A 23,225-nucleotide genomic window follows, 5' to 3' on the forward strand; every position below is an offset into this window, starting at 1 on the left:
AGCTGTGATTGCTGTCCATGCCCGTTACCGAGGCCGCGAAACCCGCCGCGCCGATATTGTCCGCCGTTCCGCCGACGCGCTGGCGACCCTGCCTGGCGTGGGCACCTTTGAGCATGTGGGTGTGGAGGACATCCGGGCGCACGTGATGGGCCCCGCCGAGACGTGTGATCTGGTCATGGCGCTGCTGTCGGACGGCAACTGGGCCATCGGCATCGGGATTACTGATCATGGACCAGCGACGTTCGCCGCTACCGAAGCGGTGGGTACGCGACCGGCTCAGGTGCGCGTGGTCGTCGATAGTGTTCGGGAAAGTAGCGATGCCTCAGATATTGAAGCCACCTTCGCTCTGATTGGGCACGTGCTGGCGAAGCGCACCGTCGAGGGGCGCGAAGCAACGTCACTGGTGCGCAGCGGGCGGAATCAGAACGAGGCAGCCGAAGCCCTGGGCATTTCCAAGCAGGCGATGAGCCAGCGCCTGCAAGCCGCCGGGTGGCAGGCAGAGCAGGCTGGTTGGCGCCTGGCGGTTAACCTGATTACTCGCGCGACCGCTCCGACAACTCCTTGAAATTAAAGCTGGGGTTCACTTCGTCCGAGCTTGACGACGACTCCTCCACCTTCGACTCAGGCCCATTATCTAGTTCCGCCGCCAGCGGCGAATCCGCCGGCTTGTTCGCCACCGCGCGGGCCTCAGCCACGGCGCGGGCAATCTCCGGGTCGGTATTGGTCTCGAACCAGGCGTCGGTGTCCTCTTGGCCGGCCAATTGCTTGGTCTGCTCGTCGGCCTTGGCGGGTTCATAGCGGAACACGCCATCGTCGTCCTTCTTGGCAAAGGCCTTCGCGAACTGCTCCAGCGAGTCGCCGAACTGGGACGGGATCATCCACATCGTGGAGGCCTCCCCTTGCGCCATCTGCGGAAGCTTGTCCAGGTACTGGTAGGTCAGCACCTCCGGGGTCACCTCAGAGGACTTGATCGCGGCATTAATCTTCTGGATCGCGCGCGCTTCACCCTGGGCCTCGAGGTACTTCGCGGCACGCTCACCTTCCGCACGCAGGATGGTGGCTTGACGCTCCGCCTCCGCCGCGAGAATAGCGGCGTGCTTCTCGCCTTCTGCGGACAAGATACGGGCCTGCTTTTCACCCTCGGCGGTTTTAATATCGGATTCGCGCTGACCCTCGGCCGTGAGAATCATGGCGCGCTTCTCGCGGTCGGCCTTCATCTGCATCTCCATCGACTGCTGGATGGATGGCGGCGGATCAATAGCCTTCAGCTCAACGCGGCTAATCCGCAGCCCCCACTTCGCGGTGGCCGCGTCCAGCTCGCCGCGCAGGCGCCGGTTGATCGTCTCACGCGAGGTCAGAGTCTCTTCCAGGGTCATGCCACCGACAACATCACGCAGTGTGGCCACGGAGATCTGCTCCACACCCACGAGGTAGTTGTCCACGCCGTAGATAGCACGCGCTGGGTCATTGATCTGGAAGGTCACCACAATATCAATGGCCACAGTCAGATTGTCTTGGGTAATGACGGCCTGCGGCGGGAAAGACACCACGCGCTCACGAGTATCGACGCGCGCACGAACGCGGTCGATGAACGGGACCAGCAGGGTCAGCCCGCCAGAGACGGTCCGCGTATAGGAGCCGAGCCGCTCGATCACTGCGGCTTCACCCTGCGGAATCAGCGCAATGGATTTGAAAACGACCGCGGCGATCAGAACAAGGATGAGGATGATTGCAATTGTTGCACCCACTGTTAAGCGTCCTTCCAGACGATAGCGGTTGGCCCGTCGATCTCCGCCACAACAACGGATTCGCCAACGGGAATTGATTCTTGTGGATCGATCGATTTGGCCGACCAGAACGTGCCATCAAGGCGAATTTGACCGCCCGAAGGACCGATAGCCTCAATCACCTCAGCACGCTTTCCGACGAGCGCCTGCGGCGACGTGTCCAGCACCTTCGGCTGGTGGTACCGCTTCTTCAGATACGGGCGAAGGAACCCAATAAGTGCAGCCGACGCGGCCGCGAACACCACAACCTCAACCCACAACGGAACCCCGAATAGAGCGACGCCTGTAGCCGCGAGCGCACCCCCAGCGAGCATGAGCAACGTGAACTCGCCAACTGCCAACTCCAAGCCGGCTAGGACAAGCGTAGCGATTAACCAAATAAGTGGACCCACGCCATAAACATTACATATCTTCCTTCGATAACTCAGGGGTTGTTACAAAATCGACCAACCGCTCAACCGCGCCGATCAGCGTGGAATCTAGGTCACGGAAAGAGTTCACCGCACCATAGACCCGGTTCCAGCCCTCCTTCGGGTCCGTCCAGCCCAGCCTGCGGCACACACCCGTTTTCCAGTCCTCCCCATAAGGCACCTCGGGCCAGGCGCGAAAACCTAGCCGCTCAGGCTTCACAGCAGCCCAAATATCAATATACGGATGCCCCATCACCAACACATCGGGACCCACATTAGCCACCAAGCGCGACTCCTTTGAGCCTTCCACCAAGTGGTCGGCCAAGACCCCGATCCGGCGGCCCGGGCCGGGTTGGAACTCGTCGAGACGCGCCGGCAGATTATCCAGCCCCTCGAGGTACTCCACGACAACGCCCTCCACCCGCAGGTCGTGGCCCCACACCTTTTCGACGATCGCCGCATCGTGGATACCTTCCACCCAGATCCGCGAAGGCATCGCCACTTTCGCCTGCACATTTTCCACGCGCCTCGAGCCCGAATTGGACCTGCGCGGGGCGTGCTTCTCGACGAAACGTGTCAAAGTGACGCGGTGGCCCTCATAGAGAAACGCGCCGGGCATCATCTTGAAAAGTCGCTGCACGCCGTGACGGTCCTCGAGGCGCACGAAGTGTCCGTCGTAAGTTTTCTCAAAGTTGATCACGGCTCCGACGAAGTCATCCCCGTAGACTTCTACGACGATTCCGGGCTTCGCCGGTACCTCCGGGTACGTGGGTGCTTTGGTGCGGGCGTGGCCAGAGAAAATGTCGCCACTATAACGATCATCAGTGCTCATAACCTGCACAGTGTATCGGCTAGAATGCCGGGAATGGATATGCGCGCCGAAGTCTATTCCCCCTTGCAAAACACCGCCGTGTGGTTGGCGGCGTGGCTCTACGGCTACGAGCCAACTGACTCCGTTCTTGACGCCTTCACCGACCTCGGCGGCACGCATACGTGGGATGGCGGCCCCCTCGTCGATATGCTGCGTGAGATCCGTGCTGCGGCCGATATCGATGGCGAGGAGCCAGTTATCCGGCTCATCCTATGGGGCCCGGGACAGGCTGCAGGAATACCGGCTGGTTCGCAGGCTGCGGAAGCGCTGACTTCGGCGGGTGCGCTCGTCGTTCGTGGCGCTGGCGTGTCGCACATCCTGATCCCGCGTTACGACGAGGGCGGGGTGGCTTGGCGCTGGTTCGAAGAAGAGGAGCGCCTGCCGGAGCCAGCGTGGCTGTCCCCCGGGGAGGCCGACCGGCTCCTCGCGCAGGCGACAGACGGGGCAGCGGCTCTCATTGAGGCGATCGGATACAGCACCGATGCACTGCCCAATCCGCGGCTGACGGTGGGCACTTTAGCTGATTTCTATGACACCCCCGGGCTGCCCAGCAGCATCACGCCGCGTGCCGCAAAATTATTTGCCCGTGCGGACCGGGTGGCCGCCATCATCGAAACGGTGACTGACCGGATCGGCGACCACAGCCTTGACCCCCAATTGTTTGCCCTGTGGCGCCACATCCGCACCGCACGCATGGCAGGCGTGGCGGATGCGGTCCAAGACTATTGGCGTGACGCCTAGTCGTTCTTGCAGCAGCCAGGCGCACAAGGGGCACCGTTGGTGGTGCAGCCCTGCACGGTGATCGTCGACAAGGACTTCGGACGTTCGTCAGCGCCGACGTTTTCTGCGAGGTCGACGACCATTTCCGCGAATTCGCGCGTGTGGCCAACCGTTGGCGTGCGATCCAGGGTGATCCCTGCTTTGTCGCATGCTTCCTTCAGCTCGGTGTCCAGGTCCCAGATCACTTCCATGTGGTCGGAGATGAATCCCACGGGCACACAAATCAGGTGCTTGAAGGATTCGTCGTCACGCGCCAGCTCCTCGGTGCGGTCGACGACATCCGGCTCTAGCCACGGGGTGCGTGGGTTGCCGGAGCGTGACTGCCAAACGATCTCATAGTCCTCTACGCCAGCGGCTTCGGCGATCAGGCGAGAAGACTCTGCGACCTGACGGGAGTACAGGTGTGCGTCGTTCGGCCCGCCGGCAACCTCGTCCGCCGCGGTCGGTACCGAGTGGGCGGTGAAGAGGACCTTCGTCGCATCCTTGTCGGCCGCTTCCCACGCCTTCTTTAAGTCGTCTGCCATGAGACGCACGAACGTGGGGTGGGCGTAGAACTGCCACAGTTTGGTGAAGTTCAGCCCTGGTACTGCTTCGCGCATACCGACGATGTCCTCGTCGTACTGTCGACATGCCGAGTAGCCACCCCACGCGGAGGTAGCGAACACGAGGACGTTGCGGTGACCGTCGTCAGCGATCTGCTGGGCGGTGTCGTTGGCCATCGGGTGCCAGTTGCGGTTGCCGAAGTACACCGGAAGGTCATGGCCACGCTCCTTGATCACCGCCTCTACGTTGGCGATGACTTCGCGATTGAGGCGGTTGAGGGGGCTGACCCCATCGAAGTGAAAGTAGTGTTCACCCACCTGCTCCAGTCGCTCGCGTGGGATGCCACGACCGCGCGTGACGTTCTCTAGAAAAGGCACAACCTCGTCATTTCCTTCAGGACCACCGAAGGAAAGGACGAGGAGTGCATCGTAGTCGCTCATAACCATATAGGAGAGCCTATCAAACTTTCGTTTGTGATTGGATTCAGCGCTTAGATCAGGCGAACCGCGTACTGGGACATACCGGACCAGCGGACGGGAGACTTCTTCACCACGTCACCAGACTGTGGGGCCTCGATCATCATGCCGTCGCCCAGGTAGATCGCCACGTGGTGATTGCCAGCAGGCCCCCAGAACAGCAGATCGCCGCGCTGAGCCTCGCTTGGGGCGATCTTAGTTCCGCGCTGGTACTGGTATCCCGTGTAGTGCGGAAGCGAGATGCCCACGCCCGCAAAGGCGTACAAGGTAAGACCGGAGCAGTCGAAGCCGATCTTGTTGTAGTCGCCATGTGCGTCAGCGACACCGCCATCGCGGATGCCCTTAGTCGGGCCGTTCGCGTCGCCGCCGCCCCAGGCATAGGTGACGCCCAGCTGCGATTCAGCGCGTGCGATGACCGTCTCGATCTTCGCCGCCCGGGACGTGTCCGCGACGAGCTCGGTAGCTGCCTCGGTGACGTCCTCGACGGTCGAGATTTCCGGTAGCACGGTATCTAGATCAGCGGTATCCGTTTCCACGGTGTTAGCCGTGGATGGAAGCCCTGAGTTTGAGGTATCGGTGGAGTCCCTAGACTCCGAAGCGTCCGTCGTGTCCCCTGCGTCAGACTGTTCTGCGCCGCTAAGCGACGAGGAGCCTTGCGCCAAGTCCGTGTTCGACACCTGTGTAGCCAAAACAACAAGTGTTGCTGCGACGACAGACGCTGCAGAGGCCAGGTCGTTCTGACTGGACTCGTCGAAAGAACCGCGGGCGGACATCACGGTGTTTACCGCGTCTTCGATCTGCTGCTGAGTCGGCACCGGGATCTGACGGTCAAGGATGGAATCCTCAGCCTTATCGGTTGCCATTTCCGAGATTGCAGTGACGGCCTGCGAAGACAGCTCCGATGCCGCGTCACTGTCTGCTGCGGAGTCTTCCCCGGACTCCTCAGCCTCAGTGTCGCCATTGAGAGAGCGAGTGTCGCTGAAGTACTGGTTCGCGGGCTGTTCAACAGAGTCTTCCCCGGACTCTGCTGGCTGCTCCTCTGCAGGTTCCTCAGCTGGTGCCTCTTCACTCGTCGTGGGCTCAGCCTCCGTTTCCGCCTCAGTTTCGGTGGTATGGCCGCTAGTGCTTTCCGACGCCGCCGTGGCCTCAGTGCCCTCGGAGGTCTCGGCGGTGGCGGCCGCTCCTGGGCGAACCTCTTCGAGTGCCTCTTGGGCCTCTACGAGCTCGCTTTGCGCCTCAACGAGTTCATCACTCTTCTCAAGGAGGGCCTCCTGGTTTTCAGAAAGCAGATCATTTGCGCTTTCCTCAGCCGCAGCGGCCTCGCTCTCACGCTCCTCAGCAAGTTGCACCGCTAGGCGCAGAAGTGAGTCCGCGTTGGCCTTAGCCGTGCGTTCCTCTTCAAGCGCATTGAGGGTGTTCTGCTTCTCATCGCGTTGCTTCTGCAGGTAGGCGTTACGGTCCAGCGAATCCTTGACCGCATCGCCGCTGTCGAGCGGAGCAATGCTGTTTCCGGACCCGCCGTTTCGGTAGGTCGAGCGCGACACTTCATCGAGCTCGTCTTGCGCCGTTTCGACGGCACTCTGGGAATTCTTCAGCGCTTCCCGAGCTTCCTCGGCGCCCCGGCGGGCCTGTTCGGCGGCCGAGCGGGCATCGCCATAGTCGACGATCGCCTTATTCACCGCTTCGCGAAGTGCACCCACCTCAAGGTTGAGGCGGTCAATCGTGGATTGGGCTTCGGAAATGGCGGATACGAGTGAGCTTGCCGACGACCCCTCTTGGGCGACGGCGGGGGTTATCGGTGCTGCGAGAGACACCGAGGTGGTGCAAGCGACGGTGGCGACCCAAGCGCGGGCACGCACACTCCATCGCTGACGGTTCAGATTAAGCACGAAGGAACTCCTTCACACCGCATGCCGAAGTAGAGCCGGGTGGCCGCCTAGCAGGCAGATCCCAGCCAAGCTTCGTCAAGCTATAAGACTTGACCGCTGCGGTAGATATAGATCGACTACTGATGTACGGACACATGAGCGCGACGATGTAGCCGATCTACCTATGAAGTATCTGACGCTTGGCGTGCTTCCCCACATGCCCGTGTCTTGTCGATACGCAAGATATTCGTGTTACATATACGCGACTCATGAGCCGACATTGAAACCTTAAGCCACTTCACTGGTCAGTCGCACAAGCTTTACCAATTTTCACATCAGTCAAGGCAAACCTCATGACGACACAAGCGCCCCAGCTGGGACTTCGTCGATAGGCATAAAAAATGTGATTCTCGTCACTTCGAGAATCACAGTCGGGTAACTTTTTGACTACATTTCAAAAGTCAAGCTTTAGCGCTTGACGAAAAATGCAGTAAAGACCGCCACTCCTATAGCAAGAATTAAGAGGCCAATGAATACGACACTCCACGAAATATCCAACCCCTGGGAGGCGGAGGCAAAGTCCTCCAGACCGGCCACATAATCAGGCTGCGCGAGCATCGCCTCCTGACCCGCCTCGATTTCGCTTCTCGTCAGCGTGTCACTGACGGCCGCCACCGCCTGGGGGGAACGAACGACGACAGTATCTATACCCGTCTCCAGGTTGAGGTCCTGAGCAAGATCGCGCAGCTGTGCGCCGTGCAGGTCGACCCCCTCAACGACCACTACCCCCAACTGGGGGAATCCCTCGTCGGCCACCTCGTCAACCACATGCAAGAGCGATTCCTCTATCCCCCAATTCGCTAGATTATCCGTGCCGAAGGCGACACCATCGTGACGTAACTGCTGGGCTAAAGCCTCTAGATCAAGATTGTCCTGACGCATTAGAGTTCCCTTCTCGCGGTCGAATCGGCTTTGAGGTTACCTGAATGGGGGTGGTACCCGGACCTAAACATGCCTCAATTCAGTGAGAACCCCCAACAGAACGGACGTACTGTTAGACTCGGCAGTTGACCGCGACAACTGTCATACAATTGGCGGTTGACCGCTGTGCTCGCGTTGCGACGAGGAGAAGGTCCGACAGGGGCTTTTCCAAGTGATCAACGTAGGCGCCCGCATTAGGGGTCACACCCATTCTGAAAACGGATCACCAACGAGAAACGGAGCTCACTGTGACTGAAAGCAAGAACTCCTTCAACGCCAAGAAGACTCTCGAGGTCGGCGATAAGTCTTATGACTACTTCGCACTCGACGCAGTCGAAGGCATGGAGAAGCTACCCTACTCCCTCAAGGTTCTCGGCGAGAACCTGCTGCGTACCGAAGACGGCAAGAACGTCACCGAAGACCACATCAAGGCAATTGCGAACTGGGATCCAAAGGCTGAGCCTTCCATCGAGATTCAGTTCACCCCAGCACGTGTCCTGATGCAGGACTTCACCGGTGTTCCTTGTGTCGTCGACTTGGCTACGATGCGTGAGGCAATCTCCACCCTCGGCGGCAACCCAGATGACGTGAACCCACTGGCGCCAGCCGAGATGGTTATCGACCACTCCGTCATTATCGAAGCCTTCGGTACTGAAGATGCGATGGCAAAGAACGTGGAGATCGAGTACCAGCGCAATGAGGAGCGCTACCAGTTCCTGCGCTGGGGCGCAGAGAACTTCTCGAACTTCCGCGTCGTGCCTCCAGGCACCGGTATTGTCCACCAGGTCAACATCGAGTACCTCTCCCGCGTCGTCTTCGACAACGAGGGTCTGGCATACCCAGATACCTGTATCGGTACTGACTCGCACACCACCATGCAGAACGGCCTGGGCATCTTGGGCTGGGGTGTGGGCGGCATCGAGGCCGAGGCAGCAATGCTGGGCCAGCCAGTATCCATGCTCATTCCTCGCGTCGTCGGCTTCAAGCTGACCGGTGAGATCCCTGTCGGCGTGACCGCAACTGACGTTGTTCTGACCATCACCGACATGCTGCGTCAGCACGGTGTGGTCCAGAAGTTCGTTGAGTTCTACGGCAACGGCGTGAAGTCCATCCCACTGGCAAACCGTGCAACCATCGGTAACATGTCGCCAGAGTTCGGTTCCACCGCCGCGATCTTCCCGATCGACGAGGAGACCATTAACTACCTGCACCTGACTGGTCGCGACCAGGCTGACATCGACCGCGTTGAGGCATACGCCAAGGCACAGGGCATGTGGCTGGAGCAGGACGCTCCAGAGGCTGAGTACTCCGAGTACCTCGAGCTGGACCTGTCCACCGTTGTTCCTTCCATCGCTGGCCCGAAGCGCCCCCAGGACCGCATCCTGCTGTCCGAGTCGAAGGAAACCTTCCGCAACCAGCTGCCTGACTACAACACCGCTGGCGATGACACCACCGAGCCAGTGCGCGCTGAGAAGGTCGACGCTGTTGACTACAACGAGTCTTGGCCAGCAAACGGTGAGTCCGCAGCAGAAGGTGCTGAGGGCCGCGCATCCAAGCCGGTCATCATCGAGTCCCCACAGGGTGGCGAGTACACCCTTGACCACGGTGCCGTGACCATCGCTGCTATCACCTCCTGCACCAACACCTCCAACCCTTCTGTCATGGTCGGTGCAGCCCTGCTGGCACGCAAGGCCGCAGAGAAGGGCCTGACCGCAAAGCCATGGGTCAAGACCATCATGGCGCCAGGCTCCCAGGTCGTTGACGGCTACTACCACCGCGCAGATCTGTGGAAGGACCTTGAGGCTGTCGGCTTCTACCTGTCCGGTTTCGGTTGCGCATCGTGCATCGGTAACTCTGGTCCACTGCCAAACGAGATTTCCACTGCTATCAACGAGTACGACCTGACTGCAACCGCTGTTCTGTCCGGTAACCGTAACTTCGAAGGCCGCATCTCCCCAGACGTGAAGATGAACTACCTTGCATCTCCGCTGCTGGTCATTGCGTACGCTATTGCCGGCACCATGGACTTCGACTTCGAAACCCAGGCGCTGGGCAAGGACCAGGACGGCAACGATGTCTTCCTGAAGGATGTCTGGCCATCCTCCGAGGAGATCGAGACCACCATCCAGGGTGCGATCTCCCGCGAGATGTACGAGGCTGACTACGCTGACGTCTTCAAGGGCGACGAGCAGTGGCAGCAGCTGGATGTTCCACAGGGCAAGACCTTCGAGTGGAACGAAGACTCCACCTACATCCGCAAGGCTCCTTACTTCGACGGCATGCCAACCGAGCCAGAGCCAGTCTCTGACATCAAGGGCGCACGCGTTCTGGCGAAGCTGGGCGACTCGGTCACGACCGACCACATCTCCCCTGCTTCCTCCATCAAGCCAGGCACCCCGGCTGCTAACTACCTCGATGAGAACGGTGTTGAGCGCAAGGATTACAACTCCTTCGGCTCCCGCCGTGGTAACCACGAGGTCATGGTTCGCGGTACCTTCGCGAACATCCGTCTCTCCAACGAGTTGGTTGACGTCAAGGGTGGCTACACCCGCGACTTCACCCAGGAGGGCGCGCCACAGGCATTCATTTACGATGCCGCTCAGAACTACCGCGCAGAGGGCACCCCACTGGTGGTCCTCGCAGGTAAGGAATACGGCACCGGTTCGTCCCGTGACTGGGCTGCAAAGGGCACCAACCTGTTGGGCGTGAAGGCAGTTATCACTGAGTCCTTCGAGCGCATCCACCGTTCTAACCTGATCGGCATGGGCGTTATCCCACTGCAGTTCCCAGAGGGCGAGTCCCACGGCTCCCTGGGTCTGGACGGTACCGAGACCTTCGATATCACCGGTATCGAGGCTCTGAACGAGTCCGACACGATCCCGGAGACCGTGCACGTCACCGCCACGAAGGAAGATGGCAACACCGTTGAGTTCGATGCTAAGGTCCGCATCGACACGCCAGGTGAGGCTGAGTACTTCCGCCACGGTGGCATCCTGCAGTACGTGCTGCGCAACATGGTGAAGTAATTCCCACTAGCTTGCTTGAAGGCAACACTGCATAAAGGGTAAAAGGGCCATGCTCACCCCAGAGCACGGCCCTTTTAACTATTTACTACACTAATTTTCTTTCCCCTGCGTTGCAGGTTTTTAGGAGGTCTCCCCTATGCCGATCATCAGCGATAATGAGCTACAACGCCGCCGCGACGACATCCTCGTTGGGGCCCGCAAATGCTTCGCCGAATTCGGCTATGAGGGAGCCACCGTGCGACTGCTCGAAGAAGCCACGGGCAAATCCCGCGGCGCTATCTTCCACCACTTTGGCGACAAGGAGAGCCTCTTCCTCGCGGTTGCAGAGGAAGACGCACAACGCCAGGCAGATGTCGTCGCTGAAGGCGGTCTGGTGGAGGTCATGCGCGATATGCTGCGCCACCCCGAGCGCTACGACTGGCTGGCCACCCGCCTCGAAATTGTGCGCAAACTCCGTTCAGACTCCGAGTTTAAGGCCCGCTGGAAGGCACACCAGGAGGTATTGGATCAGGCCGTCGCTAAGCGTCTGCAGAAAAACGCCGACCAGCAACGCATGCGCGACGATGTCCCCGTGGAGGCCCTGCACACGTTGCTGGAAACCTTCATGGATGGTTTCATCACCAGGCTTGCCAGCGGTGAGAGCACGGAGCATCTCGACGAGGTCCTCGATCTGGTGGAGCAGACTGTCCGAGGGCAGGTTAGCACCGAATAGACCAAGCGGTATAGAATCTGTTCATGTCAAAAATCTTGTTGCTGTCGCTGCGCGACGGACCCCTAGGTAATAGCGTCGCCGCTGCAGAAGCTCGCGACGTCATGCAGGCCACAGGATTATCCAACGACACCTTGGTGCACCGCATCCTCGAGTCCACCGACCACGTTGTCGGCGACCTGACCGACATCAGCGGAGTGATCATCGGTGGCAGCTCGCTCAACATCACCGACCCCGAGTGGTCGCCCTGGCAGCATCACGTGCACCAGCAGCTCGCCGAGCTTATCGACGGCCCCTTGCCAGTCTTTCTGATCTGTTATGGCACAAGCTGGCTCACCCACCACACCGGAGGTGCAGTCAGCCACGCACATGCCGAAGATTCAGGCCCCACGGTGGTACGCCTAACCGACGCTGGGCGCGAAGACATATTGCTGCAAGGTTTTCCAGACGAGTTCACTTCGTTGACCGGGCATACGGAAAACGCAGAAACACCATCTAGCGCTCTCGAGGTTCTGGCGACTGGACCGTCCTGCCCAGTCCAACTGGTCCGGTACGGCGACCGCGTGTGGGCCAGCCAGTTCCACGCAGAGATGGATGCCCAGGCGATGAAGACCCGGATGGATTTTTATTACGACTACGGTTATTTTTCGCCTGCCGACTATGACACGATCGTCGCCGGGCTACCCGCCGTTGACACAACCTGGGCCAACCTCATCTTGCGCCGCTTCGTCGAGACGTGTTTTAAAGCTCAATACTGAGGATCTCTTCCTTACCATCGACGAAGGCCACAATGCGTTGCTGCGGGTGGTCCTCGCGCAGGGCACATTCAGCGATCACTTCTGCCACGAGTTCGCGTGAGGTCTGCTTGGCCTCGGCGGCGCTGGGCGTATTGTCGACGATCTCAATGCCTGTCGCGGGACCGTCGTGAAGTGCGGCCGGGGCCAGAATCGTGTACTCGATATCAGAATCGACCAGTCGTCGGTCGACAGCCTTCTTGGATTCGACGTAGGCGTACCACGTTCCACCGTCGTCCTCGGCAGTGTTGTCCAAAGCACCGACGTAGGACACCATGATCAGTCGCGGAGGGAGATCCATGGATTCGAGTGCCTCGATCAGAGTGAGGGCACCATCGCGGTCCACGGCATAAGTCACGTCCGCTCCCCCGCGCCCACCGTTTCCAGCAGACCACAACACTACGTCAAAGTCTTCAACGAGGGTGCCCCATTGCTCCACTGAGAGTTCGGTCAGATCTTGGACGAGGGCTGTCGATCCGAGCGGTTCGACTTCGGCGCGTGATTCGTCGTTACGCACCATCGAGGTGATCTCCGCCCCGGCCCCACTCAACATTTCCGTAGCAAGCTTGGCAATCTTGCCACGCCCGCCAATGATTAGTACTTTCTTTACGTCTGCGCTCATATACCTACGCTAGCGGAAAATTCGCAAAGCGGGGCTGTTTCACCACCAGCTGCCCCCGCTCGTGCGTGAGGGCGGTGAAAGGAGGAAAAGCTTTGATAGCTACAATCATTCCCATGTACGCCATCATTACCGTGACCGGTGCAGACCACACCGGAATCATCGCAGCTGTCACCGCCGCCCTTGCAGAAAACGACGTCAACATTCTCGACGTGTCCCAGACCTTGATGGACAAATGGTTCACCATGATCTTGCGCGTCGAGCTTAACGACGATCGCATCGGCATCAAGGAACTGCAGGGCCGCATGGACACAGTCGGTGAAGAGCAGTCGCTGGTGATTCGCATCCAGTCCGAAGCTTTGTTCACCGCCGTCAACGAGATCTAGGAAGGCAAGGCAATGGAGCTGAAGTTTGCCAGCCACAGCATTCTCGACACGATCGACATGATCGAGAAGTACCGCCTGGACATCCGCACCGTCACGATGGGTATCTCCTTGTTGGAGTGCTCACGTAGCTCGATGGAGGATACGGCCCAGGCAGTCTATGACCGCGTCACCACCCAGGCCGCGCGTCTCGTGGAGGTTTGCGAGGGCATCGAGACCGAGTTGGGCATCCCCATCGTGAATAAGCGCGTCTCTGTCACCCCAGTGTCGCTGGTCACCGCCGGCTGCGAGGGCGATCCGACGCTCGTCGCTAAGGCGCTGGATCGTGCGGCGCAAGAGATCGGTGTGAACTTTATTGGTGGCTACTCTGCCCTCGTCGAAAAGGGCGCCACCACCGCAGAAAAGCGTCTGATCGATTCCATCCCGGAGGCCTTGTCGACGACGGACCTCGTCTGTGGTTCCGTGAACATCGCCACCTCGCGCGCCGGCATCAACATGAATGCCGTGGCCCGCATGGGCGAAGTGATCAAGGAAGCCGCCGAGCTGACCAAGGATGAGTCCTCGATCGCGTGCGCCAAGCTTGTCGTCTTCGCTAACGCAGTCGGCGATAACCCGTTCATGGCCGGTGCCTTCCACGGCATCGAAGAGCCGGACTGCGTCGTCTCGGTCGGCGTGTCCGGCCCCGGTGTCGTCGACCGCGCCCTGGGCAACCTCGAGGGCGCGAGCCTGAACGATGTTGCAGAGGAGATCAAGAAGGCCGCGTTCAAGATCACCCGTACCGGCCAGTTGGTGGGAACGATGGCGGCAGAACGCCTAGGCGTGCCTTTCGGCATCGTCGATCTGTCCCTAGCACCTACTGCAGAGATGGGCGATTCCGTCGCGCACATCCTGGAGCACATGGGCTTGGACCAGGTGGGCACCCACGGCACCACCGCAGCTCTTGCACTGCTGAACGACGCGGTGAAGAAGGGCGGCATGATGGCGTGTTCCCGCGTAGGCGGACTGTCCGGCTCCTTCATCCCCGTTTCTGAGGACAAGGGAATGATCGACGCGGTACGCTCCGGTTCCATCACGATGGACAAGCTGGAAGCAATGACCTCGATCTGCTCGGTTGGTTTCGACATGATCGCCATCCCGGGCGACACCCCCGCCACCTCCATCGCGGGCATGATTGCCGACGAAGCTGCCATCGGCGTGATGAACCATAAGACCACGGCCGCTCGCCTCATTCCGGTGCCCGGCACCGTGCCTGGCGACGAAGTGAACTTCGGTGGGCTGTTGGGCTACGCACCCGTGATCCCCGTCAACGAGGTTGGAAATTCCGCGTTCATCGAGCGTGGCGGCTATATTCCGGCCCCAGTGCACGGTTTCCGTAACTAGGATCACAACCGGCGCGCGGCTTTTTCATTAGCCTAGGGTTATGAAGATTATCAACCTAGGAAGCGATGAAAATGAGCGCGCCCTCGGCACTACCCAGCTCCCCACATGCACAAACTATTGATGCGGTATATGAGGAGGTGGACAGTTCCCCGGGCGGGCTCAGTGGCGACGTCGCGCAGACGCGCCTTGAACAGTTCGGGCCCAACGCGTTGCCCCGTGCGGAGCAAGAGACCGCTCTGCAGCGCCTGTTGCGCCAGTTCAATGACCCGATGATCTATGTCCTCATCGCCGCGGGCATCCTTACCGCGGTTCTGGGGCAGGTCATCGACACGATCGTCATCGCGGCTGTTGTCCTGATCAATGCGCTCGTCGGCTTTTTCCAAGAGGGTAAAGCCGCTGACGCGTTGGAATCCATCCGCACCATGCTCTCCCCGGAATCCGAGGTCAAGCGCGACGGAACGTGGTCGACCATCGATGCCGAGGACGTCGTGCCCGGAGACCTGATCAAGCTGCGCGCCGGCGATAAAGTACCCGCCGATGCCCGCGTGGTGGAATCCGCCAGCCTCCGCATCGAGGAATCCGCGTTGACCGGCGAGTCAGTACCCACGGACAAGTCCACGGCACCCGTCGACGAGTCCTCTGATCTCGGCGACCGACACTCCATGGCCTTCTCCGGCACAACGGTAGCCGCGGGCAGCGGGGTGGCCGTTGTCACCTCCACCGGATCCGACACCCAGATCGGCCACATCACGACGATGCTCGAAGATGTCGAACAGGTCGAGACTCCCCTGACTAAATCCATGGGCAAGCTCTCCTCCCTGCTGGCGGTGATCGCTGTGGTCCTTGCTATCGCGATGATCGTGGTCGCCTGGATCTTCTACGACTACACCTTCATTGAGCTCATCATGTCCGCGATCGGTTTCGCCGTCGCTGCGATCCCCGAGGGCCTGCCCGCCGTCATGGCGATTACCCTGGCTCTCGGTGTACAGCGCATGGCGCAGCGCAACTCGATTACCCGCCGCATGAATTCGGTGGAGACGCTCGGCTCCGTCACCTCCATCTGCTCCGATAAGACAGGCACGCTGACACGCAACGAGATGACAGTGCGCCAGGTGGTCACGAATAGCGACACCTACGAGGTCACGGGCACCGGCTACGCTCCCGAAGGGCAGGTGCTTATCGACGATCAGCCCGCCCACGCCTCCGACCACCCAGATTTGCTACGCATCGCCCGTGTGGCGGCGTTGACTAATGACTCTTCAGTGGTGCAACAGGAAGACGGATCATGGACCCTCAACGGCGAGCCGACGGACGGTGGCATCCGCACCTTCGCCCTCAAAGCAGGGTTCGAGGAGCCTGGTGATGATGTTCGCTTGAGCGCTGTCCCATTCGATTCCGAGTTTAAGTACATGGCCACCCTGGACCGCGTCGGCGATGGTGAAGCCCGCGTCCATGTTAAAGGTGCCCCCGACAGGTTGTTGGCGCGCAGCGAGTACCAGCTCGATGCCGAGGGCAACCCCGAACCTATCGATGTCGCCGCATGGGAAGAAAGGGTCGACGAGCTCGGCTCAACGGGTGAACGCGTTCTTGCCGCCGCCTACCGCCCGGCCACGGAGGAAGATAGTGAGCTGACCACGGAACGAATCGACAGCGGCGGCCTGATCTTCCTCGGCTTCTACGGCATCATTGACCCGCCACGCGAGGAAGCAATTGAAGCAGTGGATACCGTGCAGAAGGCGGGCATCAAGGTCCGCATGATCACCGGCGACCACGCCTCCACGGCCGCAGCAATCGCCCGCGAAATCGGTATCGCTGACGCTGACTCCCGCACGCTCACCGGCGCGGAATTGGAGGCCGCAAACGACGAGGAACTGCGCGAGATGGTCAAGGACACGGCAGTATTTGCGCGCACTTCCCCCGAACACAAACTCCGCCTCGTCCAGGCCCTCCAGGCCAATGGCGAAGTGGTCTCCATGACCGGCGACGGTGTCAACGACGCGCCCAGCCTGAAACAGGCCGACGTGGGCGTTGCCATGGGCATCAAGGGCACCGAGGCCACAAAGGATGCGGCAGACGTGGTGCTTGCCGACGATAACTTCGCCACCATCGCCCACGCGGTCAAGATGGGACGGACCATCTATGACAACCTGAAGAAGGCCATCGTCTTCATGCTGCCGACTAACGGTGCTCAGGGGCTGGTCATTTTCGTCGCGATGCTCGTCGGCATGACCTTGCCGATCACTCCCCTGCAGGTGCTGTGGGTGAACCTGATCACTGCGGTGACTCTCTCGCTGGCTCTGTCCTTTGAGCCACCAGAGCCAGGCATCATGCAGCGCAAGCCGCGCGACCCGAGCGAGGCCTTCCTCAACTCTGAGGCGGTCATCCGCATCGTGTACGTGTCCCTGTTGATCGGCGGGGCCACGATCGGTGTCTTTGCCTGGCAGATGTCCACTGGCGTCGGTGTTGATCACGCCCGCACGGTCGCGGTGAACACGCTGGTTGTCGCCCAGATCTTCTACCTGTTCACTGCCCGGTTCAGCAAGGTCAGCGCGCTGCGGAAGGAATTGTTCACCACGAACCCGATCTCGTGGTTGTGCGTCGGCATCATGCTGGTGCTGCAGCTGATCTTCGTGTACACGCCATTTATGCAGATGGCGTTCGATACCACGCCTGTTGCACTAGACACGTGGCTCGTGCCCCTCATCGTCGGCCTGATCGTGTTTGCCGCAGTTGAGATAGACAAGGTCATTCGCCGTTAAGCGAGCTCGACGATCTCCATGTACTCGTCGCTCCACAGGTCCTCGTCGCCCTCCGGCATGATGATCACGCGCTCGGGCTCGAGAGCGCGCACAGCGCCCGGGTCGTGGGTAACCAGCACCACGGCGCCGGTGTAGGTGCGCAGAGCATCCAGCACCTGCTCACGGGACTGCGGATCCAGGTTGTTGGTGGGCTCGTCGAGAAGCAAAACGTTCGCGCGTGAGGAGACCAAGGTGGCCAAGGCCAGTCGCGTCTTCTCACCACCGGACAGGGTGCCCGCAGGCTGCTCCAGCTTGTCGCCGGAAAACATGAACGCGCCTAGGAGGCCGCGGAGGTCCTGCTGACCGGCATCGGGACAAGCCTCGATGGTGTTCTCCCACACGGTCTTGTTGGGGTCGATGGTGTCGTGCTCCTGGGCAAAGTAGCCAATCTTCAGGCCATGGCCGGAGACGATGCCACCTTCCCCATCAGTGCGCTCCACGCCCGCAAGCAGTTTCAGCAAGGTGGTCTTACCAGCGCCATTGGTCCCCAGCACGACCACGCGCGAACCCTTATCGACGGCCAGATCAACGCCGGCGAAGACCTCTAGGGATCCGTACATTTTGGTCAAGCCCTTAGCGTGCAGCGGTGTCTTACCGCAAGGTGCTGGCTCAGGGAAGGAAATGTGGGCTACCTTGTCGGCGACGCGAACGTCGTCAAGCTCGCTCATCATGCGCTCCGCACGCGCCAGCATCTGCTTCGAGGCGGCGGCCTTCGTCGCCTTCGCCCCCAGCTTCGCGGCCTGCTTCTGCAGCGCGTCGGCTTTCTTTTCGGCGTTGGCGCGTTCACGACGACGACGTGCCTCATCCTGCGCGCGTGCGTCCTTGTACTTGGAAAAGCCCATGTTGTAGACGTCGGCCTCGGCGCGCACGGCGTCGAGGAACCAGACCTTGTTGCAGACCGCGTCGAGAAGCTCAACGTCGTGCGAAATCAGGATCAGGCCGCCTTCGTGCTTCGCCAGGAATCCGCGCAGCCACCCGATCGAATCCGCATCCAAATGGTTGGTGGGCTCGTCGAGAAGCAAGGTGGTCGTCGACTTGCCCGAGCCGTTGTTCGCCGCGAACAGGATCTGCGCCAACTCCACGCGGCGGCGCTGCCCGCCAGACAAAGTCTTCAACGGCTGATCGAGGATCCGTTCCGGCAAACCAAGATTGTCGCAAATCTGGGCCGCCTCCGCGTTGGCCTCATAGCCGCCGAGCGCATGATACTGCTCCTCTAGACGGGAATACTTGTTGATGGCCGTATCGCGCTTGGAGCCCTCGGCGATCTCCATGATCTCCTGCTGCTTGTCCATCGACGCCCGGATCCGGTCCAGTCCCCGAGCAGAAAGCACGCGGTCACGCGCCGACTGATCAATATTGCCTTCGCGAGAATCCTGCGGCAGATAACCGACCTCGCCGGAGCGCGTCACCGAGCCACCATAAGGCTCCGTCTCCCCCGAAAGGATGCGCATCGTCGTCGTCTTTCCCGCGCCGTTGCGCCCCACCAGCCCGATACGATCGCCTGGCTGCACGCGTAGGTGCTGGCCAGGGGCCTCCAGCAAGGTGCGCGCGCCGACTCGGACTTCAAGATCATTGGTGACAATCACAAGGGCACAGTGTACCCCGCACCCCGCTTCACCTGCGAAACGGTAGATCATCCTATTAGAATTAGAGGCATGGAAAAAATGCTAAAGGACAAAGTCGCAATCATTACCGGCGCTGGGTCTGGCTTCGGTAAAGCCACCGCCAAACTCTTCGCCGAAAAGGGCGCCGCAGTAGTCGTCGTCGATATGAACACAGAAGCTGCGCAAGCTGTCGCTGGCGAGATTCAGGCCGACGAACGCCGCGCCATCGCCGTCACCGCGGACGTGACCAAGGAAGACGACGTCAAGAATTTCATCGACCACGCGATCAAGCACTTCGGCAAGATCGATGTCCTGTTCAACAACGCGGGCGTGTACGTACCTGGCAACGTCGAGGAAACCGATATGGACGGCTGGTTGGCCTCCCTCAACGTCAACCTCACCGGCGTGTACCTGGGATGCAAGTACGCCATGCCTCACCTGAAGAAGACCAAGGGCTCGATCATCAACACCGCCTCCGCCGGTGGTGTGATCGGCTTCCCTGACGCGTTTGGCTACGCCACCACGAAGGGCGGCGTCATTTCCGCTACTCGCGCCATCGCCGTGGACTACGCCGACGACGGCGTGCGCGCAAACGCCATCGCCCCAGGCACCGGCGTGACCGGCATGACCGAGGACCTGCTGAAGGACGAAAACGTCTACGATGCTTTCGTCTCCCCCATCCCCATGCACCGCCTGGGCCAGCCGCAGGATGTTGCGGGCGCTGCACTCTTCCTCGCATCTGATTACGCTTCCTATGTCACCGGCGCCACCATCCCAGTCGATGGCGGCTGGACGATGTCCTAGGCGTATGACGGCAAACTCACTCGGGGGCAGAGAGTACGTGATCGAGTACTCTCTGAGCGAGTATCAGCACGGATCTTTGGTGGCTCGGTTTGATTCCGAGCCCAAGGAAGCGGATGCTCGACAGCATCTCGCCGCGTACGGAATCGCTCCAGACACGGCAACGTCGATATCTATCCAGCTTCTTGGCACACCCGCGGCGTCGAATAGCTCGCTGACGAGCGTCGTTCGTTCCACACCGGAAACCTCGCGCTCACGGTACAAAGAGATCCTATTGGACGAGGACGTGTGGAAGTGGGCCACGAAAGTCCTGCCCCCAGTACTACTATTACTTTTCTTGATCGTTACGGACCTGGCAGGGCTCATTTTCTAGCCTGCACAAAGAAAATACGCCTGACACACGTCAGGCGTATTTTTCATAGCTTGGGCTTAGACCGCGAACCCGAGCGCGCGTAGCTGCTCGCGGCCTTCCTCAGTAATCATGTGCGGGCCCCATGGCGGCATCCACACCCAGTTCAAGGTGAGGCGGTCAGCGATGCCATTTCCGACGATCGCCTGTTCAGCCTGGTCCTCCATCACATCGGTCAGGGGGCAGGCAGGCGAGGTCAACGTCATGTTGATGACGCACTCGCGGTCCTCACCCTCATGGTCGACGAAGAAGATTTCATAAACAAGGCCTAGATCCACGACGTTGATGCCCAGCTCTGGGTCAATCACGTCACGCATATATTCTCGAGCGTCGAATGCTAGGGACTGGTGTTCCTCAGTCTGCGGCGGGCGCACGCCGGCGCCCTCAAAACGGGACTCAGAGGTTTGCTTGTTCTCGGTAGGTTCAGTGGTGTTGTTCGGCTCAGTCACTTCTTTTCCTTTTCTTCTAATGCTTCAGCGGTTGCTGCCTGAAATGCTTTCCAGCCCAGCAGCGCGCATTTCACACGTGCGGGGAATTTCGCGACACCCGAAAATGCGATGCCATCGCCGATGAGTTCTGGGTCGCCCTCTTTGGTGCCGCGCGAGGTGATCATCTCGTCGAAAGCGTCTAGCTTCTTCATCGCTTCGTCGACAGGCAGGCCGATGATCTCCTCGGTCATGACACTGGTCGAAGCCTGCGAAATGGAGCATCCCTCAGCGTCATAGGAGACGTCTTCGACCACGCTTCCATCGTCGGAAAGCTTCACCCGGACGGTCTGTTCGTCCCCGCAGGAGGGATTAACGTGGTGAACCTCGGTGTCGAAGGGGTCGCGCAGACCTGCGTGCTTCGGGTTCTTGTAGTGGTCCAGGATGACTTCCTGGTACATCGATTCAAGGTTCATCTAGTTCACCCCAAAGAATTCTTGCGCCTTGCGGATACCTGCTGCCAGCGCATCAATTTCAGATTCAGTGTTGTACAGGTAGAAGCTAGCACGCGCAGTAGACTGCGCCGACAGTGCCCGGTGCGCCGGCCACGCGCAGTGGTGACCAACGCGGATGCACACGCCCTCCGAGTCGAGCACTTGGCCCAAGTCATGTGGGTGGACGCCGTCAACGCCGAAGGCTATCGCGCCTCCACGGTTCTCCGCGGTGGTTGGGCCGTAGATCGTCAACCCATCAATGGCTTGGAGCTGCTCCAGGGCATAGGCGGTGAGCTTATGCTCGTGGGCCTGAATGGCCTCCATACCTACCTCTTCGAGGAACTCAACGGCGGCACCCAGGCCGACTACTTGACTGTTCATCTGCGTGCCGGCCTCAAAGCGCTGCGGAATATCAGCGAAAGTCGTCTTCTCCATCGTGACCACCTCGATCATCGAGCCACCAGTCAGGAATGGAGGCAGCTTCTCAAGGTGCTCCGCCTTGCCGTACACAACGCCCACACCGGAAGGGCCAAGCATCTTGTGGCCAGAGAAAGCGGCGAAGTCGACATCCAAATCATGGAAATTGACCGGCATGTGCGGCACTGACTGGCACGCATCCAGCACCGTCAACGCGCCAACGGCCTGGGCGCGCCGCACGATTTCTGCCACGTCTGCCACTGCGCCAGTCACATTCGACTGATGAGTAAACGCAACAACCTTGACAGACTCATCAAGTTCTAAGGAATCGAGGTCAATTCGGCCGTCCTCGGTGGACTTGTACCACTTCAGCGTTGCACCGGTGCGCTGTGCCAGCTCCTGCCATGGAACCAAGTTGGCGTGATGTTCCAGCTCGGTGATCACGATCGTATCGTTTTCGGTGACCTGCAGATCGCCGGCGCGCTCGTCGCCAAGCACGTACGCAACGAGGTTCAAGCCCTCTGTCGCGTTTTTCGTGAAAGCGATCTCCTCGCCGGACGCGCCCACGAACCGTGCGATATTCTCGCGCGCGGTTTCGTAAGCGTCGGTCGCCTCCTCCGCCATGGCGTAGGCGCCACGGTGAACGGGGGCGAAATTGTTCATGACGAAGTGCTCTTCAGCCTTCCACACCCGAGCCGGACGCTGCGAGGTAGCACCCGAATCCAAATAGATTAGGGGCTTGTCGTCGCGCACGGTGCGGCCGAGGATGGGAAATTCGGCGCGGATGGCGTCGACGTTCAGCGTTCCGTCTGCGTGTGTAAAAGTCATGTGTTCCTCGTCATTCCTTCCCTAAGTTCCTTCTATTACTTCAGGAACTGATCGTAACCATCGGCCTCAAGCTGGTCAGCCAGCTCGGCGCCACCGGTCTTGACGACCTTGCCGTCAGCGAACACGTGGACGAAGTCTGGCTTCACGTAGTTCAGAATGCGCTTGTAGTGGGTGATCATGAGGATGCCGCCGTTGGTTTCCTCCTGGTAAGCGTTGATTCCATCGGAGACGATGCGCAGTGCGTCAACGTCAAGGCCGGAGTCAGTCTCATCCATGACAGCAAACTTTGGCTTCAGCAGGCCAAGCTGCAGCACCTCATGGCGCTTCTTCTCGCCACCGGAGAAGCCCTCGTTGATGGAGCGCTCGCCAAAGGACTTATCGATCTGCAGCGCTTCACGCTGGCCGTTGAGTTCCTGGACCCATTCGCGCAGCTTCGGTGCCTCGCCGCGCACGGCCGTCACGGCAGAGCGCATGAAGTTCGACGAGGAGACACCAGGTACCTCGGTTGGGTACTGCATAGCCAAGAAGAGGCCAGCGCGTGCGCGCTCGTCAACCTCGAGGTCGAGCAGGTTCTGGCCGTCCATGAGGACTTCACCTTCGGTGACTTCGTAACGAGGGTGGCCAGCCAGCGCGTAGGCAAGGGTGGATTTGCCGGAGCCGTTAGGGCCCATGATCGCGTGGGTCTCGCCGGACTTAATGGTCAGGTTGACGCCCTTCAGGATTGGGGTCGGTTCCTGGCCTTCCTCGCTCGGCAGCACCTGAGCGTGGAGATTCTTGATTTCAAGAGTGGACATTAAAGCTCTTTTCTTTCTAGTTCGTGAT

General features: G+C 60.1%; 22 protein-coding genes. 10 read left to right on the forward strand and 12 right to left on the reverse strand.

Going from position 1 to position 23,225, the window contains the following annotated elements; all coding sequences use genetic code 11:
- Positions 1–4: 4 nt before the first annotated feature.
- Entirely contained in the window at positions 5–565 is a 561-nt protein-coding gene (locus B097_RS0107805) for a hypothetical protein (RefSeq protein WP_018581974.1), read from the forward strand.
- On the opposite strand, the gene B097_RS0107810 is transcribed toward B097_RS0107805, so the two are convergent.
- The 3 genes from B097_RS0107810 to B097_RS0107820 are packed head-to-tail and all read right to left on the reverse strand — an operon-like array spanning position 534 to position 3,029.
- Positions 534–1,748, reverse strand: a complete 1,215-nt coding sequence (locus tag B097_RS0107810; RefSeq protein ID WP_018581975.1) for an SPFH domain-containing protein — start codon at positions 1,746–1,748, stop codon at positions 534–536. The genes B097_RS0107805 and B097_RS0107810 overlap by 32 nt on opposite strands.
- Positions 1,749–1,750: 2 nt before the next feature.
- Positions 1,751–2,179 (reverse strand): NfeD family protein, encoded by a 429-nt coding sequence (locus tag B097_RS0107815; RefSeq protein ID WP_018581976.1) that lies wholly within the window; start codon positions 2,177–2,179, stop codon positions 1,751–1,753.
- Positions 2,180–2,189: 10 nt separating this feature from the next.
- Positions 2,190–3,029 (reverse strand): DUF3097 domain-containing protein, encoded by an 840-nt coding sequence (locus B097_RS0107820; RefSeq protein ID WP_018581977.1) that lies wholly within the window; start codon positions 3,027–3,029, stop codon positions 2,190–2,192.
- A 33-nt stretch (positions 3,030–3,062) separates the two neighbouring features.
- On the opposite strand from B097_RS0107820, the gene B097_RS0107825 reads away from it, so the two are divergent.
- Complete coding sequence (locus B097_RS0107825) at positions 3,063–3,809, forward strand: Rv1486c family protein (protein ID WP_018581978.1); 747 nt, start codon at positions 3,063–3,065, stop codon at positions 3,807–3,809.
- On the opposite strand, the gene B097_RS0107830 is transcribed toward B097_RS0107825, so the two are convergent.
- The 3 genes from B097_RS0107830 to B097_RS0107840 all read right to left on the reverse strand — a co-directional run bounded on the left by B097_RS0107830 (position 3,806) and on the right by B097_RS0107840 (position 7,677).
- A complete protein-coding gene (locus tag B097_RS0107830) occupies positions 3,806–4,837 on the reverse strand; it encodes a ferrochelatase (protein ID WP_026254390.1) in 1,032 nt (343 codons plus the stop codon). The two genes, B097_RS0107825 and B097_RS0107830, sit on opposite strands and share 4 nt — an antisense overlap.
- Before the next feature lie 44 nt (positions 4,838–4,881).
- Positions 4,882–6,756 carry a DIP1281 family NlpC/P60 protein gene (locus B097_RS13815; protein ID WP_018581980.1) on the reverse strand — a complete coding sequence of 625 codons (1,875 nt, stop codon included), beginning with the start codon at positions 6,754–6,756 and terminating at the stop codon, positions 4,882–4,884.
- Positions 6,757–7,203: 447 nt separating this feature from the next.
- Positions 7,204–7,677, reverse strand: coding sequence for an Rv1476 family membrane protein (locus tag B097_RS0107840; protein ID WP_018581981.1), 474 nt, complete (start codon positions 7,675–7,677; stop codon positions 7,204–7,206).
- A gap of 287 nt (positions 7,678–7,964) precedes the next feature.
- On the opposite strand from B097_RS0107840, the gene acnA reads away from it, so the two are divergent.
- From acnA to B097_RS0107855, 3 genes are all read left to right on the forward strand, one after another.
- Positions 7,965–10,742 carry an aconitate hydratase AcnA gene (acnA, locus tag B097_RS0107845; protein WP_018581982.1) on the forward strand — a complete coding sequence of 926 codons (2,778 nt, stop codon included), beginning with the start codon at positions 7,965–7,967 and terminating at the stop codon, positions 10,740–10,742.
- Between the two features lie 136 nt (positions 10,743–10,878).
- Positions 10,879–11,454: a TetR/AcrR family transcriptional regulator gene (locus B097_RS0107850; protein WP_018581983.1), complete on the forward strand. Its 576-nt coding sequence runs from the start codon at positions 10,879–10,881 to the stop codon at positions 11,452–11,454.
- Positions 11,455–11,477: 23 nt separating this feature from the next.
- On the forward strand, positions 11,478–12,209 hold the full coding sequence (locus B097_RS0107855; RefSeq protein ID WP_018581984.1) for a glutamine amidotransferase: 732 nt from the start codon (positions 11,478–11,480) through the stop codon (positions 12,207–12,209).
- On the opposite strand, the gene B097_RS0107860 is transcribed toward B097_RS0107855, so the two are convergent.
- The gene (locus tag B097_RS0107860) at positions 12,193–12,867 is read right to left on the reverse strand and encodes an NAD(P)-dependent oxidoreductase (protein ID WP_018581985.1); all 675 of its coding nucleotides are present in this window, start codon (positions 12,865–12,867) and stop codon (positions 12,193–12,195) included. The two genes, B097_RS0107855 and B097_RS0107860, sit on opposite strands and share 17 nt — an antisense overlap.
- Before the next feature lie 113 nt (positions 12,868–12,980).
- On the opposite strand from B097_RS0107860, the gene B097_RS0107870 reads away from it, so the two are divergent.
- The 3 genes from B097_RS0107870 (at position 12,981) to B097_RS0107880 (ending at position 17,386) form a co-directional block, all read left to right on the forward strand.
- Positions 12,981–13,250: an ACT domain-containing protein gene (locus B097_RS0107870; protein WP_018581987.1), complete on the forward strand. Its 270-nt coding sequence runs from the start codon at positions 12,981–12,983 to the stop codon at positions 13,248–13,250.
- Between the two features lie 12 nt (positions 13,251–13,262).
- Complete coding sequence (locus tag B097_RS0107875) at positions 13,263–14,627, forward strand: PFL family protein (RefSeq protein ID WP_018581988.1); 1,365 nt, start codon at positions 13,263–13,265, stop codon at positions 14,625–14,627.
- A gap of 65 nt (positions 14,628–14,692) precedes the next feature.
- Positions 14,693–17,386, forward strand: coding sequence for a cation-transporting P-type ATPase (locus B097_RS0107880; protein WP_026254392.1), 2,694 nt, complete (start codon positions 14,693–14,695; stop codon positions 17,384–17,386).
- Here the strand turns inward: B097_RS0107880 and B097_RS0107885 are convergent.
- A complete protein-coding gene (locus tag B097_RS0107885; protein ID WP_018581990.1) occupies positions 17,383–19,011 on the reverse strand; it encodes an ABC-F family ATP-binding cassette domain-containing protein in 1,629 nt (542 codons plus the stop codon). The genes B097_RS0107880 and B097_RS0107885 overlap by 4 nt on opposite strands.
- A 69-nt stretch (positions 19,012–19,080) precedes the next feature.
- Here B097_RS0107885 and budC point away from each other — a divergent pair, with 69 nt between their 5' ends.
- Together budC and B097_RS0107895 are read left to right on the forward strand one after the other, a co-directional pair.
- Positions 19,081–19,833, forward strand: a complete 753-nt coding sequence (gene budC / locus B097_RS0107890; protein WP_018581991.1) for a meso-2,3-butanediol dehydrogenase — start codon at positions 19,081–19,083, stop codon at positions 19,831–19,833.
- A 37-nt stretch (positions 19,834–19,870) separates the two neighbouring features.
- On the forward strand, positions 19,871–20,203 hold the full coding sequence (locus tag B097_RS0107895; RefSeq protein WP_147287133.1) for a hypothetical protein: 333 nt from the start codon (positions 19,871–19,873) through the stop codon (positions 20,201–20,203).
- Positions 20,204–20,259: 56 nt separating this feature from the next.
- On the opposite strand, the gene B097_RS0107900 is transcribed toward B097_RS0107895, so the two are convergent.
- Genes B097_RS0107900 through sufC form a run of 4 tightly spaced genes read right to left on the reverse strand, consistent with a single transcriptional unit; the run spans position 20,260 to position 23,197 of the window.
- Entirely contained in the window at positions 20,260–20,688 is a 429-nt protein-coding gene (locus B097_RS0107900; protein ID WP_018581993.1) for a metal-sulfur cluster assembly factor, read from the reverse strand.
- Positions 20,685–21,140: a Fe-S cluster assembly sulfur transfer protein SufU gene (gene sufU, locus B097_RS0107905; RefSeq protein WP_018581994.1), complete on the reverse strand. Its 456-nt coding sequence runs from the start codon at positions 21,138–21,140 to the stop codon at positions 20,685–20,687. Before sufU ends, B097_RS0107900 begins: the two co-directional genes overlap by 4 nt.
- Positions 21,141–22,403, reverse strand: coding sequence for a cysteine desulfurase (locus B097_RS0107910; protein ID WP_018581995.1), 1,263 nt, complete (start codon positions 22,401–22,403; stop codon positions 21,141–21,143). It abuts the gene before it with no gap.
- Positions 22,404–22,438: 35 nt separating this feature from the next.
- Positions 22,439–23,197 (reverse strand): Fe-S cluster assembly ATPase SufC, encoded by a 759-nt coding sequence (gene sufC, locus B097_RS0107915; protein ID WP_018581996.1) that lies wholly within the window; start codon positions 23,195–23,197, stop codon positions 22,439–22,441.
- Positions 23,198–23,225: the final 28 nt, after the last annotated feature.

The sequence above is a fragment of the Corynebacterium pilosum DSM 20521 = CIP 103422 genome, assembly GCF_000373805.1.
In the GTDB taxonomy this organism is placed as follows: domain Bacteria; phylum Actinomycetota; class Actinomycetes; order Mycobacteriales; family Mycobacteriaceae; genus Corynebacterium; species Corynebacterium pilosum.